Below are 13,563 nucleotides of genomic sequence, written 5' to 3' on the forward strand. Positions count from 1 at the left end.
TGGGTATAACCGATGTTTGCCCAGCTTGAGGCCGCTGCGGTTCCAGTGATCTTCTGTGGCGGCTGTGATTCCGTCCAGCCCCGGGCAAAGAAGCGTGTCGGCCGCCGTGTCCCCGTACGCCGATCTGGCAACGTCTACCAGGCCATTTCTTCCCGCGCCTTGGTGGAGGGGCTTCATGCGTCACGTCGGGGAAGGCGAGCACGTCGATCGGCTGCTCGCCGCCGCCAGGACCTGCTGGGGGGAGCGCCCCGGCGGAGACGGGTACGTCGCGGTGGAGGCGTACGACGAGGACCTGCGGGCTGTGGCCAGGACGCTGCTGGTGGGGCGGGCGCTCTGCGGCCTGCTGGGGACGCGGCTCGTCGCGCGCACCCGGCCGTCGTGGGCCCGGCTCGCGGTGGCCTTCGGCGCCGCAGACACGCCGCCCGACCAGCCGCCCGCGGCCGTGGTCACCACGGTGGCCGACCGGTCGGTGCCGAGGGAGATCCCCGTCCTGCACGTGCACGGCACGGGCTCGCTCCAGGCGTACGCGCTCTTCCCCGACCAGGGGGCATGCTCGATCGACGAGGAGCTGCCCGCCAGGGTCGGCGCGTTCTTCGAGCGGCACGTCTGGCCCCGCCGCGAGGCGATCAGGCCGGGCGCCGAGCGGGTGACCAGGCGGGCGCGGCGCGGCTACCAGGTCCGCACGGAGACCGAGCGCCGCCAGCTCCGCCACTACGGCTGCGCCAGGCTCGGCCTCGACCCCGACCGCCCCACGATCGCCGTGCACGCCCACGCGCCCGGCCGCGACGACCGCATGTTCGCCGCGATCACCCAGTACGCCGCCTCCGACGAGTCCGCGAACTGGCTCTTCCACGACCCCGTCACCTGGCACGCCCGCACCCGGCGGGTGGACGGCAAGCTCTCGGCGAACCTGCTGTGGAGCATGACCGACGCCGCCGTCACGTTCGGCGACAGCGACCTGCCCGCGTTCGGCATCCCCGTCATCCAGGCCGGCTGGTCGGCGGGCCGCGCGTGCGGCGCCGTGCACGCGCCGGCCACCCCGTCGGAGCTGCGGGCGCTGCTGGGCGAGGCCATCGCCAGGCACGCGAAGGGCGAGAGCATCCTCGGGCCGGAGCAGCGCGAGCGCGCCCGCCTCTGGCTCTGGCTGCGCCGCTGCGGCGCCGACGTGCCGAGCCAGCTCCTGCCCCACTGGGAGCAGGGCGACGACTACGCGCGGGTGCTCGCCGTCAACCTGCGGCACGTCGAGCCGGACGGCGACCCGCTGTTCAGCGCCGTCGCCCGGCTGTGGGAGCGGCGCGACCCCGTGCTCACCCGCTTCGACTTCCACGATCAGGACATCACGTGCACCCCCTGGAGGAACACCCGATGAGCAGCTCAGGATCAGTCACCGACGTGGACCCGGTGATCCTTCCCGCCATCCCGCCTGTGCATCTGAGCAGCGGCAAGGTGGCCCCGCTGCAGGTCACCGACCGGCTGCGCAGGGGCAGCCAGATCGTGGGCAGGTTCGAGACGTCGGGGCTGGCCGGGTTCAAGGTCTCGGCGCAGGGGCGGCCGCTGCGGGTGCAGGTGTCGCTGTCGGCCGACGAGCGGTCGGTGAGCGGCTGGCACGAGGGGCGGGCCGAGCCGCTGGGGCCCGTGCCGCGCTTCCTCCAGGTCAGGTCCCAGGGCCGGCTGCGGCAGTGCGTGCTGCTGCGCGGCCGCAGGGCGCACGCCAGGGTGGCCTTCGACCTGACGCCGGAGGAGATCCCCGACGACGGGCTCATCTGCGTCGAGGTCCTCGACATCACCGAGGGCGACGGCATCAGCGAGGAGGTCCGCGAGGCCGTCTCCGGGCGGATCGCGTCCGACGGGGTGGCCGGGGTGCGCCTGGACAAGGTCGTCTTCGAGGAGCCGCCGCCCGTTGACTACGACCCCGACACGCTCGACGGGTCGCGCTGCGAGCTCTACTCGCTGATCAGCGCGGGCGGGCTGGCGAACGTCAACCGGCAGGGTGCGCGGGTGCTGCGCTCGGGGATGTTCGTGGTCAACCCCGTGCTCAAGGACCGGTTCGGTTCCAGCGGGGACATCACGCTGCGGCTCGGCACGCGGGCCGAGGCGGTCAGCATGATCCCCGCGACGTGGAAGCGGGTCAACAGCGAGCTGCGCTGGCTGCGGCACGCCACCAGGAAGCTGCTGCACTCGGCCGCGCCGCCGGTCGAGCGGGTGCTCAGCGTCAGGAACGGCTCCCTGGGCGAGCCCGCGCAGAGCGTGCAGGGGAACGTGACCGAGCTGGTGGTGCCGAGCCCGTCCACCTCGCCGCTGCTCGTCATGCTGGGGCCGTGCCCCGACTGCGTGGCGACGCTGGAGTCCGGTACGCAGTCGGTCTGACCCGCCCCAGGTCGCATGCCGGATCCGCCCAGTTTTAGCGGCTTATATCGTGATCACCTGTGAAAACGCCGCTCAGCGGGCAGTGTTCTTCTGTGGGAACGAGCGGATTGCGGATCGAGACGACCCGGCACCTGCACTGCACGGTCGTCCGGGCCGGCGGAGTGCTCGACCACTCCGGCCGCGTGCGCTTCAGCTCCTGCATCGACCTCGTCTGGAACTGGTCGGTCGGCCCCGTCCTCGTGTTCGACCTGGCCGACCTGGACTTCTACGACGCCTCGATCATCGGGGTGCTCGGCATGGCGCTGCAGCGGATGGAGGAGGAGGGCGGCAGCGGCCGGATCATCCTGGTCCGGCCGTCGGCGCATCTGCTGACCGTGCTGCGGCAGACCGACCTGCTGTCACACGTGGAGCTGCGCGACAGCGTCGCCGAGACGGTCACCGAGCTGACCCTGCACCCCTCGGAGCCCGAGGAACAACACCCCGGCGCCGCCCGCCGCGCCACGGGCTGACCGCCTCAGAGCCCGTACGTCTCCAGCAGCCGCAGCCAGATCTCGCTCACCGTCGGGAAGGACGGGACCGCGTGCCAGAGGCGGTCGAGCGGCACCTCGGCCGTCACCGCGATCGTGGCCGCGTGGAGCAGCTCCGCCGCGCCTGGCCCGGCGAAGGTGACGCCCAGCAGGACCTTCCTGTCCTCGTCCACGACGGCCTTGGCCTTGCCGCGATAGCCGTCGCCCAGCAGGTAGGCCCCCGTGACGGCGCCCATGTCGTACTCGACCGCCCGCACCTGGAAGCCCTCGTGGCGGGCCTGCTCCTCCGTGCGGCCGACCGCGCAGACCTGCGGGTCGGTGAAGACGACCTGGGGCGAGCCGTAGGAGCCGGCCAGGTCGCGCATCGCGGGCAGCTCGTCGCCGCGCGCCCTGGCGGCGATCACGTCACCGCAGATCCGCGCCTGGTACTTGCCCATGTGCGTGAGCAGTGCCCGCCCGTTGACGTCGCCCACGGCGTAGAGCCAGCCGTCGGCCACGCCGGTGGCCCGCATGCTGTCGTCGACCTCGACGGGGGCGTCGTCGGGCAGGCCGATCGTGTCGAGCCCGAGCCCCCGGGTGGCGACGTCGCGGCCGGTGGCCACCAGCACCTCGTCGGCCTCCAGCGGCGGGCCGTCGCCGAGGTGCACGGTGACCTTGCCGCCCGGCTCGGGCCGCTCGACCCGCTCCATCTGCGCGTGGAAGCGCACGTCGATGCCGGCCTCGGCGAACGACTCCGCGACCAGCTCGCCGGCGAACGGCTCCATGCGGCCGAGCAGGCGCCCCCCGCGTACCACCACGGTCGTCTGCCGGGCGCCCAGCCCGTGCATGGCCTGCGCCATCTCGCAGGCGACCACGCCGCCGCCCAGCACGACCAGCCGCTCGGGGACCGAGGACGCCGCCGTCACCTCGTGGCTCGTCCACGGGTTCGCCTCGGCCAGGCCGGGCACGGGCGGCACGGCGGCGGTGCTGCCGGTGGCGAGCACGACGGCCTGGCGGGCGGTCAGCACGCGCTCATCGCCGTCCTCGGTGGTGACCCGCACCCGCTTGGGGCCGTCGAGCCGCCCGCGCCCGCGGAAGAACTCGATCGGCACGCCCTCGATCCAACGCACCTGCCCGCCGTCGTCGTAGCCGGAGACCGCCTCGTCGCGCCTGGCCAGCACCCTGGCGACGTCGATCTCGCCCAGCGTGAGCCCCGGCACCCTGGCGACCTCGGCGGCCAGATCGACCGGCCGCAGCAGGGCCTTGCTGGGGACGCACGCCCAATAGGAGCATTCGCCGCCGGCCAGCCGTTCCTCGACGATCGCGGCGGTCAGCCCGCCGCGCACCGCGCGGTCCGCCACGTTCTCGCCGGCGGGTCCGGCGCCGATCACGATCACATCGAACTCGTCAGCCACCGCTGCCTCCCCAAGCACTCGCTCGGCCTATGAGGAGATGTTTTCATGTCGCGGCTGTCAGCGGGCGTGGCGGGGGGTGGGCTGGATGCGGCGGAGGCTGGGAAGGTGGCGGCGGGCGGGCGTGAGGAGGCGGTAGGCGGCCACGTGGGCGGCGGCCAGCGCGTCTGCCATCGTGGCGTGCACCGGCATGCCGGCCTGCTCGCCCATCAGCGCGATGAGGCGGCGCAGCGGCGGGCGGGCCTCGGCGACGGCCAGGTGCCCGCCCTTGGCCCGCAGCGCGCGGTGGGTGAGCGTGAGCCGTTCGAGGCCGTTGAGGTCGCAGAACCACAGGTCGGCCGCCGCGACCAGGACGTGCATGAGCGGTGATCGGGGGACGGGGTCGAGGACCGAGGACAGCACGGGCCTGGTCGTGTGGTCGAGCTCGCCGGTCAGGGAGACCACCAAGGTGTGGCCGTCCACGGGGACGAGACGGACGGAAAGCTGCATCATTGCGAGCCCCCTCTCATGTCCGGGGCGCGTCAGCGCACCCCATCCTCCTCCTGCCGCGCGCGATCGGATAGGTCCTAAAGCACGTTCTGAAGGGGGTTCGGCAGGCTCGTCCAGTGATCGCCGGTGCCTCTCACCCGCGTGAGCAGGTGAGCTTTGGCCGGGAGCCGTTCGGCGAACAGGGCGGCCCGGTCGGCGGCCGGCAGCACGTCGGCGGCGTCGCGGGCGGCGGCGGCCACGACGTGCCACAGCTCGCCCTCCACGGCCCTGTCGCCCCGGCCGGCGGCGGAGATCAGGCTGCCGAACGTGGTCGCGGCCAGCGAGCCGAGCAGCTTGGCGTGCAGGACGGCCGGGTCGTCGGTGAGCAGCCGCGCGCTGACCGGCGGGGTCTCGATGCCGTGGCGGGCGAGCCTCTCCGGGCTGATCCGCACGTCGGCCAGGTCGCGGTAGATCAGCCGGTACGGCCGCCCGTCGCCGTCCAGGACCACCAGCAGGTTCTGGCCGTGCGCCTCCAGCGCGATCCCGTGGGCCAGCATCCCCAGCGCGCCCTCCCAGAGCAGCCGCGCGAGCGCCCCCAGCCAGGTGGCCGTTGCCTGGGCGGGGAGGGCGGCGAGGGGAAGGACAGGGCCCGGTTCTGGGGTGGGGTCGCGGAGCATGACCGACACGTCCGCGCTGGGCCGCCCGTCGACCGGCCCAGCGGCCCCGGCCAGGTAGCGGGCGATGCGCAGCCCGCCGCCCTGCCCGGCCACCGTGGTGAGCAAGGCGGACAGGGGGACGCAGTCGCGTACGGAGCCGGGGGAGATGTCCCTGACCCCCGAGGTCATGCGGGTGGTGAAGGCCGTCTTGAGATGGGGGCCGCCGTCGAGCGGGGCGAGCGTCCGTACGGACATGAGAGGCCGCGCGGGCAGCGCTCCCGTCGCATGGGGACGGAACCCCAGTCCGGCGAGCACGTGGCGGGTCTGCCACGGGTGCACGGGCAGCAGCAGCCGGTCGCCGTCCACGAAGGGCCATGGCCCGGTGACCAGGCAGTCGCGGGCGGGCAGGGCCAGCAGGTCGAGGTGGACGGTGGGGCGGTGCTCCGGCATGTACGCCAGCTGCTCGGCCACCGACACCCCTGGCCGGTTGCGGCACCCCGGATGGTAGGGATGCCCGTCGATCACGCTCTGCTCGTGCTCCTCGGCCGTCTTCGGGGCCTCCTTCGACGCGCCGGCGCGGGAGAGCGCGAGGGAGGCGACGCTGTTGTCCAGGTCCTCGACCAGGGCGGCGGTGCCCGGCAGGGCGAGCGCTTCGAGCAGCGCGGCCGGGTGGGTGCAGGGTTTTCCGTCCAGCAGCAGCTCGGGCTCGTCCCGGACGTCGTACGGCCGCCGCTCCGGCCCTATGAGCCGGCGTCCGTCGGCGAGCATCACCCACCCGGGTCCGGCCGCTCTCAGGCCGGGCAGCGGCTCGTACAGCAGTCCCCGCCACAGCCGCCCCATGACGGCGGCCCGCGCGCCCGGCAGCTCGGCGGCGTACCGGCCCGACAGCTCGGGCCGTACGCGCGCCAGCTCCCCGGCGAACGCGGCCTCCACCGGCCTCATGATCTCCACCTTCCGCGTCCCCATTCCCGCTGGCTACCCTGTGGGCACCAACGGGGACAAAAGGGTAGGAGTACGGTCGCCATGGCAGCCACCGACGACGTACTCCCACCCACCGGCCCGCCATCCGACGGGGCCGGCGAAGCCTCCGCACTCGCGACGACGGCCCTGCTCAACTGCCTGATCAGGGAAGTGGCCCAGCCCGCACAGCCCGCGCAGGTCTATCGGTTGCCTGCCACCGGGCAGCTGTTGCGCGTGGCGGGTGGTCGGCGGCCGGGTGCGCCGCTGTTGCGGGCCGCCGGCGGGTGGCGGCCCCTGACGCTGGACGAGCTGGTCGAGCTGACCGCAGCCGAGCTGCGGGCGGGCACCGGGGTGGGCAACGACGTGGTGCCGGCCGAGATCCTGCACAGCCGCGACGTCGCCGCCGCCCTGCTCGCCGCCAGGCGGGACGCGCCATTGCCCGCCGACCTCTACCTGCGCTCCGAGCAGGCGCTGATGGCGGGGCACCCCTACCATCCCGCCCCTAAGGCCAGGGGCGGGATGGGGCCTGAGTCGTGGCTGCCGTACTCGCCGGAGGTGCGGGCGAGCTTTCCGCTGACGTTGCTGGACGTGCCGGACGGGAGGCTGATCGAAGAAGGGGACGTAAGCGCGCTCGACCGGCTCGGCGGGCCGCTGCCCGCTCATCCCTGGCAGGTCGAGCTGCTCGGCGGGCTGCCGGACCTGCGCAGGCTGGGACACACGCAGGGCATGGCGGTGGCGACGGCCTCCATCCGCACCGTCTACCTGCCGGACGCGGACCTGTTCCTCAAGTTCAGCCTGGACGTGCGGATCACCAACGACGTGCGCCGCCTGTGGCTGCACGACCTGCGCCACCTCCCCGTCGTGGCGGCCCTGCTGGAGACGGTCTTCGACGACCTGCCCGGCCCGTCGCTGCTCCGGGATCGGGGTCACCGCAGCGCCGAGCGGGACGGCGACGGCGGCGAGGCGCTGGCGGTGATCGTCAGGGACGGGCTGGGCGAGCACGTACGCCCGGGGCTGACCCCGCTGCTGGCGGCCGGGATCGCGGAAGGTTTCCCCGGTAACCCGCTGGACGGCCTGGACGAGGACGCGGCCCTGGTGTGGTGGCAGCGCTACCTGGAGCACGTGGTGCCGCCGGTGCTGCACGCGTACCTGCGGCATGGGGTGGTCCTCGAATGCCACCTGCAGAACGTGCTGGTCGCGGTGGACGCGGCCGGGCTGCCCGCGCAGGCGCTGTTCCGCGACTACGAGGGCGTCAAGCTGGTCGCCGAGCGGCACGCGGCGGGGCCGCTGCTGGGCGCCGTACGGGCGTGGGAGCGGCTGGTCTACTGCCTGGTCACCAACAACCTGTGCGAGATCGCGGGCGCGCTGACCGAGCGGCATCCGGGGCTGCGGGCGGAGCTGTGGGCGCGGGCCAGGGCGGTCTTCGCGGCGGCGGGCAAGGAGTACGGCGATCCCCGGGAGCTGCGCGAGCTGCTGGCCGCCGCGTCCGTGCCGGCCAAGGCCAACCTGCTGCTGCGCTGGCTGGACGCCGACGGCGCGGCCATGCGCTGGGTGCCCGTCCCCAATCCGTTGAGACTCTTTACGGCATAAGCTATTGTCTCCTCATTAACTCTTTATGGCGTAACGAATCAGGGGAGGGCGCCATGGCCGAGGCGACGATGCACGACGGCGAGACGATCGAGGTGGAGGTGCACGGGTCGGGTCCCGCCGTGCTGCTGCCGGTCGATCCACAGCCTGTGGAGGGCGAGCGGGCCGAGGAGATGCGCAAGTGGGGCATGGACCCGGCGCTCGGCCGCACCTTCGTCGAGGGGCTGTCGGACGCCTTCCAGGTGGTGGTCTTCGACTACCAGGGGCACGTGATGGACCACCCCAAACCCGGCACCCTCACCCCCGAGAACGTCGCCCGCGACCTCCTGGCCGTGGCCGACGCCGCGGGGGCCGAGCGGTTCGCCTACTACGGGTACTCGTGGCTGGCGCTCAGCGGGCTCCAGCTCGCCCTCCGCACCGACCGCCTCTCCGCGCTGGTCATGGGCGGGTTCCCGCCGTACGCGGGGCCGTACGCGGAGATGCTCAAGGTGACGATGGCGACGTACGAGATGGCCGTCGACCCGCCCGCGCCCGAGCAGAGCGACGACCCCTGGTCGTCGGCGGACGGGCTGCCGAGCGAGGAGCAGGCCAGGCAGTTCGTCACCCTCTACGAGGGGCTGCAGGGCTTCGACGACACGAAGGCCGGGCTGACCTGTCCGCGCCTGTGCTTCGCGGGATCCGAGGACGAGATCCGCTACGAGGAGAAGTGGGGCGGCGTGACCGTGGACCTGCGCGGCCCGCTCGTCCGGCACCGCGCCGAGCTGGTGGAGCGGGGCTGGGACGTCGAGGTGCTCGACGGGCTCGATCACATGAGCGCGATGCAGCCGGTCAACGTGCTGCCGGTCCTGCGTCCGTGGCTGTCCAAGGCGCTGGGATGAGTCAGGGCAGCAGGCGCAGGCGGCCGATGATGGCGGTGGTGGAGCGGTCGGGCAGGTAGTCGAGCACCCGCACCTCGCCGCCCAGCGCCCGCACCAGCGGCGCCTCGGGCAGCATCTCGGCGGTGTAGTCGCCGCCCTTCACGTACAGCTCCGGGCGGATCATCCGCAGCAGCCGCTCCGGGGTGTCCTCGTCGAACTCGGTCACGTAGTCCACGAAGGTGAGCGCGGCCAGCACCGACATGCGGTCCTCGCACGGGTTGACCGGACGGCCGGGGCCCTTGAGCCTGGCCACGCCGGCGTCGCCGTTCACCGCCACCACCAGCACGTCGCCGAGCCGGCTCGCCTGCTCCAGGTACGTCACGTGCCCCCGGTGCAGCACGTCGAAGCAGCCGTTGGTGAACACCACCCGCTCGCCCCTGCGCCGGTGCTCGTCCAGGAGCCCGGCCAGCTGCTCGGCGGCCTGCACGGTGCCCTCCTGGCCCTCCTGGCGGCGCAGGGCGCGCTGGAGCTCGTACCGGGTGCAGACGGCGGTGCCCTGGCGGCGGACGACCACGCCGGCCGCCGCCTGCCCGGCCCGCGCCGCCTCCTCGGAGGCCGCGCCGCCGGCCAGCCAGAGTGCGAACGCGGCGGTGTACGTGTCGCCCGCGCCCGTCGCCATGTGCTGCGGCGCGGGCTGGGCGTAGGTCCGGTACGGCGGCTGCCCCGGGCGGTGCAGCAGCGTGCCCTCGCCGTCGAGGGTGGTGACGACCATGCGCGCGCCGGTCAGCTCCAGGAGCTGTTCGGACCTGGCCATCAGGTACGCGGGCCGGTCGCCGGTCTCGTCCTCGTCGTCGAGCAGGCGGACGACCTCGGCGAAGTTCGGCAGCACCGCGTACGGGCCGCACTCGCGCCAAGGGGCGACCGCGTGCGCGTCCACGACCAGCAGCGGCAGTCCCGCCAGGGCCTTGCGGACCGCCGGCGTGCAGACCCCGCCCCCGTAGTCGCAGGCCACGACCACGTCGGCTCCGGCCAGGGCGTCGGTCAGCCGGCTGAGCAGCTCGCGCTCGGCGTCCTCGGGGAGTTCGCCGTGGTCCTCCTCGTCGTAGCGGGCGGTGAGCTGGCCGCTGGTGATCAGCCGCCGCTTGTGCGCCGTCCGCCGGCCGGGCACGGTCACGAGATCGACGCCCACGCCGAGCAGGCGCAGCGACTCGACGAGCGTCGCGCCGCACTCGTCGTCGCCCACCACGCCGACGAGCCGGACGCGGGCGCCGAGCGCCACCAGGTTGGCGGCGGTGTTGGCGGCGCCGCCGGGGGCGTCCTCGGTGGTCTCCAGGCTCATCACGGGCACCGGCGCCTCCGGGGCGAGACGCTTGGCAGAGCCATGGAGCCACGAGTCGAGCATGACGTCGCCGACGACCACGGCGCTGGGGATCTTGTCTGTGCCCATGAGGGGGAGGTACCAGTAAAAGCCCTGCTCAAACCCGGCATACCGGAAGTTAGGCGCGATAGGGGGCGGGTAGCCAGGCGGCTATGCACGGCCCTGGAGACCTCGATGTGCTCGTACCGACCAAGGACCGCCCGGCTTCGCTGGCGGTGACGCTGGCCGGGCTCGCGGCGCAGGACGCGCGCGGGTTCCGGGTCGTGATCTCCGACCAGTCGTCCGTGCCCGTGACCGGGGACCCGCTGGTGGCGAGCGCCGTACGGATCCTGGAGCACCGCGGCCATCCCGTCTCGCTGCTGCGTCACGTGCCCGCGCGCGGGCTCGCCGAGCAGCGGCAGTTCCTGCTGGAGCAGACGGAGCGGCGGTGGTGCCTCTACCTGGACGACGACGTGTGGCTCGAGCCGGGTGCGGTCTCCGTGCTGGTGTCCGCTCTCGGGGAGCTGGGGTGCGGGTTCGTCGGGTACGGGCTGCACGGGCTCTCCTACCGGCACGATCGGCGGCCCCACGAGCTGGCGCCGTACGAGGAGTGGGCCCGGCAGGTGTGGCCCGAGCGGGTGCGCAGGGACAGCCCCGCCTGGCGGCGGCACACCCTGCACAACGCGGCCAACCCGCTGCACCTGGCCGAGAAGGTGGGGATCAGGGCGGCGTGGCGGGCGTACAAGGTGGCCTGGATCGGCGGGTGCGTGCTCTACGACCGGGCCCTGGTGGAGGGGTGCGGCGGGTTCGAGTTCTGGCGGTCGGTGCCGGTCGCGCACGCCGATGAGGACGTCGTGGCGCAGCTGCGCGTCATGGAACGGCACGGCGGCGCCGGGCTGCTGCCCAGCCGCGCCTACCACCTGGAGCTGCCGACCACCGTCGTGGACCGCGCCGCCGAGTGCTACGACTACGTGATGGAGCCGTCATGACCATGATCGGCGCCGGTCGGGTGCATGAGGCCGGCACAGAACCGGCCGCCGGGCGAGGCCCTGCGGCGCGCTCGGAAGCGGGCGGCGGGCTGGTGGCGGATGTGCGGCGGATCGCGGTGCTCCGGGCGAACGCGCTCGGCGACTACCTCATGGCCGTCCCGGCGCTGGACGCGCTCAAGCGCGCCTATCCCGGTGCGCATCTGACCCTGCTCGCCACGCCGTGGCATGCCGCGTTCCTCACCGGGCGTCCAGGGCCCGTGGACGACGTGGTGGCGCTGCCGCCCATCACGGGCGTCTCCACGTACGAGAGCGGGCGCAGCGCCCCCGACGTGCTCTACGACGAGCTGCGGGAGCGGCGCTTCGACCTGGCGGTGCAGATCCACGGCGGCGGGCGCTACTCCAACCCGTTCGTGCGCCGGCTGGGCGCCCGGGTGACCGCAGGGCTGCGCGCGCCGGGCGCGGAGAGCCTGGACCGGTGGCTGCCGTACATCCACTACCACCACGACACCCTGCGCTTCCTCCAGGTCGCGGCGCTGGTCGGCGGGGTGGGCGGCGGGCTGGAGCCGCGCGTCGAGGTCACCGACGGCGACCGGGCCGAGCTGGCCCGCGTGCTCGGCAGGACGCCGCAGGGGCTGGTCGCCGTGCATCCCGGCGCCACCGACCCGCGCAGGCGCTGGCCGGTCGAGCGCTTCGCCGAGGCCGCCGACCGTACCGGAAGACCGGTGGTCGTGACCGGCACCCGTGCGGAGGAGGACCTGGTCACGGGCGTCGTCGCGGCGATGCGGCGGCCCGCGATCCCCGTCGTCGGCACCCTCGGGCTGGGCGGCCTCGCCGCGCTCTACGAGCGCTGCGACCTGCTCATCGCGAACGACACCGGCCCGCGCCACCTGGCCGCGGCCGTCGGCACCCCCACGGTCGCCGTCTACTGGTGCGGCAACCTCATCAACGCGGGCCCGCTCAGCAGGGCCGCGCACCGGCCGCTGATCTCGTGGACCACGTCCTGCCCGGCCTGCGGCGCGGACGGCGTGGACCCGGCGGCCGAGCGCTGCCCGCACGTGGAGTCCTGGGTGCGCGACGTCACGGTGGACATGGTGGCGGAGCAGGCGGACGACCTGCTCCACGGAACTCCGGGGGAGAGCTGATGACGGAACACGCGGTGCTCGACGAGCTGCGCCAGGCCATCGACGAGGCCTTTCAGGGGCGTGAGCGGGTGGCGATGAGAGACGTGTACGCGCAGGCGTCCCGGCACGTCAGCCTGCCCGCCGACCTGCTCGGGCACCTCAATGAGCTGCCCGAGGGCGCCTACGACAGGCAGGAGCTGACCGAGGCCATCAACGCGGTCATCACCCGCAGGGGCGAGCAGGACACGCTCGGCCTGCTGGAGGTGCCGGGAGACGACGCGTCGCTCGAATACCTCAATCCCACGCCGACCCGCCCCGAAGGCGAAGATCGCTAGGCGGGCGGGAGCAGGGCGGGGGACGCGTCCAGCAGCTGGAATCCGTTGTCCCGCTGCCGGACCCGTCCGCCGGTGGGATGCGTGAAGTGGGTGCCCAGCAGCAGATCGTCGGTGCCGGCCAGCTCGGTCAGCAGGAGGCGGCGGGTGGTCCGTGCCTCGGCGGGATCGACGTCGCCGACGCTTCCCATGTCCGGGTACGCCAGTTGCACGGGATGATGCAGGCTGTCGCCGCTGATCAGTGCGTTGCGGCCGGTGCCGGTCAGTTTCACCGACAGGTGGCCGGGCGTGTGGCCGCGGGTCGGCACCAGGCGGACGCCGTCGGCCACGTCGAGGCCCGAGGCGGGGATGTCGAGCAGGTCGTACAGGTCGTGGTCGCGGATGGGACGCAGCGAGTCGCGGTGCACCTGGGCGACGTCCTCGTCGGTTTCCGCGACGGCGGTCCAGTGGTCCCATTCCCTGCGGTCGGCGAGGTAGCGGGCGTTCGGGAAGGTCGGCGTCCAGCGTCCGTCTGCCAGGTGGGTGTTCCAGCCGACGTGGTCGACGTGCATGTGCGTGGTGATCACCAGGTCGACGGCGTCCGGGGCGAAGCCCGCGGCGGTCAGCCGGTGCAGCAGCGGGGTCCGCAGGTGGTCGGCGTCGGGAATCTGCCGGGGCTTGTCGTTGCCGATACCGGTGTCGACCAGGATGCGCTTGCCGTTCGCCTCGATGGCGAAGAGGTGGACGTGCATCGCGACGGCGGTGAAGCCGGGGTGGAGCAAGGGGTGGTGCAGGTGCTCCGGGGTGGCGTCGGGCAGCAGCCATTGACTGGTCGCCGGTGACATGTCGATCTCGTCGACTCGGCGCACCACGATGCCTCCGAGGTCCCAGCCGAGAAAGGCCGGGGATACACGACTTGCTACCACTTTGAATCCATTCGTCGGGTTTCGGTGGGTCGACTCTAGGGCTGCG

Annotated in this window: 13 protein-coding genes; 8 read left to right on the forward strand and 5 right to left on the reverse strand. The window is 73.3% G+C overall.

Translation table 11 applies throughout. The annotated features are described in order from the left end of the window. Positions 1-175: 175 nt before the first annotated feature. The 3 genes from AB0K12_RS16260 (at position 176) to AB0K12_RS16270 (ending at position 2,876) form a co-directional block, all read left to right on the forward strand. A complete protein-coding gene (locus AB0K12_RS16260; RefSeq protein ID WP_364560917.1) occupies positions 176-1,369 on the forward strand; it encodes a hypothetical protein in 1,194 nt (397 codons plus the stop codon). Next, positions 1,366-2,367, forward strand: a complete 1,002-nt coding sequence (locus AB0K12_RS16265) for a hypothetical protein (RefSeq protein ID WP_364560920.1) — start codon at positions 1,366-1,368, stop codon at positions 2,365-2,367. Before AB0K12_RS16260 ends, AB0K12_RS16265 begins: the two co-directional genes overlap by 4 nt. Positions 2,368-2,459: 92 nt before the next feature. Then, positions 2,460-2,876 (forward strand): STAS domain-containing protein, encoded by a 417-nt coding sequence (locus tag AB0K12_RS16270; RefSeq protein WP_364560923.1) that lies wholly within the window; start codon positions 2,460-2,462, stop codon positions 2,874-2,876. Between the two features lie 5 nt (positions 2,877-2,881). On the opposite strand, the gene AB0K12_RS16275 is transcribed toward AB0K12_RS16270, so the two are convergent. From AB0K12_RS16275 to AB0K12_RS16285, 3 genes are all read right to left on the reverse strand, one after another. Further along, complete coding sequence (locus AB0K12_RS16275; RefSeq protein WP_364560926.1) at positions 2,882-4,288, reverse strand: NAD(P)/FAD-dependent oxidoreductase; 1,407 nt, start codon at positions 4,286-4,288, stop codon at positions 2,882-2,884. A 57-nt stretch (positions 4,289-4,345) separates the two neighbouring features. Beyond that, positions 4,346-4,777, reverse strand: a complete 432-nt coding sequence (locus tag AB0K12_RS16280) for an STAS domain-containing protein (protein ID WP_364560929.1) — start codon at positions 4,775-4,777, stop codon at positions 4,346-4,348. Between the two features lie 74 nt (positions 4,778-4,851). Next, a complete protein-coding gene (locus AB0K12_RS16285; RefSeq protein WP_364560933.1) occupies positions 4,852-6,351 on the reverse strand; it encodes an IucA/IucC family protein in 1,500 nt (499 codons plus the stop codon). An 81-nt stretch (positions 6,352-6,432) separates the two neighbouring features. Here AB0K12_RS16285 and AB0K12_RS16290 point away from each other — a divergent pair, with 81 nt between their 5' ends. Both AB0K12_RS16290 and AB0K12_RS16295 read left to right on the forward strand, forming a co-directional pair. After that, positions 6,433-7,959: an IucA/IucC family C-terminal-domain containing protein gene (locus tag AB0K12_RS16290; protein WP_364560936.1), complete on the forward strand. Its 1,527-nt coding sequence runs from the start codon at positions 6,433-6,435 to the stop codon at positions 7,957-7,959. Between the two features lie 53 nt (positions 7,960-8,012). After that, the gene (locus AB0K12_RS16295; protein WP_364560939.1) at positions 8,013-8,834 is read left to right on the forward strand and encodes an alpha/beta hydrolase; all 822 of its coding nucleotides are present in this window, start codon (positions 8,013-8,015) and stop codon (positions 8,832-8,834) included. A gap of 1 nt (position 8,835) precedes the next feature. Here AB0K12_RS16295 and rfaE2 read toward each other — a convergent pair whose 3' ends face one another. Continuing rightward, positions 8,836-10,260, reverse strand: coding sequence for a D-glycero-beta-D-manno-heptose 1-phosphate adenylyltransferase (rfaE2, locus tag AB0K12_RS16300; protein WP_364560942.1), 1,425 nt, complete (start codon positions 10,258-10,260; stop codon positions 8,836-8,838). Between the two features lie 83 nt (positions 10,261-10,343). Between rfaE2 and AB0K12_RS16305 the strand changes: the two genes are divergently transcribed. Genes AB0K12_RS16305 through AB0K12_RS16315 form a run of 3 tightly spaced genes read left to right on the forward strand, consistent with a single transcriptional unit; the run spans position 10,344 to position 12,615 of the window. After that, on the forward strand, positions 10,344-11,159 hold the full coding sequence (locus tag AB0K12_RS16305) for a glycosyltransferase (protein ID WP_364560945.1): 816 nt from the start codon (positions 10,344-10,346) through the stop codon (positions 11,157-11,159). Then, complete coding sequence (locus tag AB0K12_RS16310) at positions 11,156-12,301, forward strand: glycosyltransferase family 9 protein (protein ID WP_364560948.1); 1,146 nt, start codon at positions 11,156-11,158, stop codon at positions 12,299-12,301. The genes AB0K12_RS16305 and AB0K12_RS16310 overlap by 4 nt, the downstream gene beginning before the upstream one ends. Further along, complete coding sequence (locus tag AB0K12_RS16315; RefSeq protein WP_364560951.1) at positions 12,301-12,615, forward strand: hypothetical protein; 315 nt, start codon at positions 12,301-12,303, stop codon at positions 12,613-12,615. The genes AB0K12_RS16310 and AB0K12_RS16315 overlap by 1 nt, the downstream gene beginning before the upstream one ends. On the opposite strand, the gene AB0K12_RS16320 is transcribed toward AB0K12_RS16315, so the two are convergent. Next, a complete protein-coding gene (locus tag AB0K12_RS16320; RefSeq protein ID WP_364560953.1) occupies positions 12,612-13,463 on the reverse strand; it encodes an MBL fold metallo-hydrolase in 852 nt (283 codons plus the stop codon). The genes AB0K12_RS16315 and AB0K12_RS16320 overlap by 4 nt on opposite strands. Positions 13,464-13,563 lie beyond the last annotated feature (100 nt).

This window comes from Nonomuraea sp. NPDC049419 (genome assembly GCF_040676995.1).
GTDB classification, from domain to species: domain Bacteria; phylum Actinomycetota; class Actinomycetes; order Streptosporangiales; family Streptosporangiaceae; genus Nonomuraea; species Nonomuraea salmonea.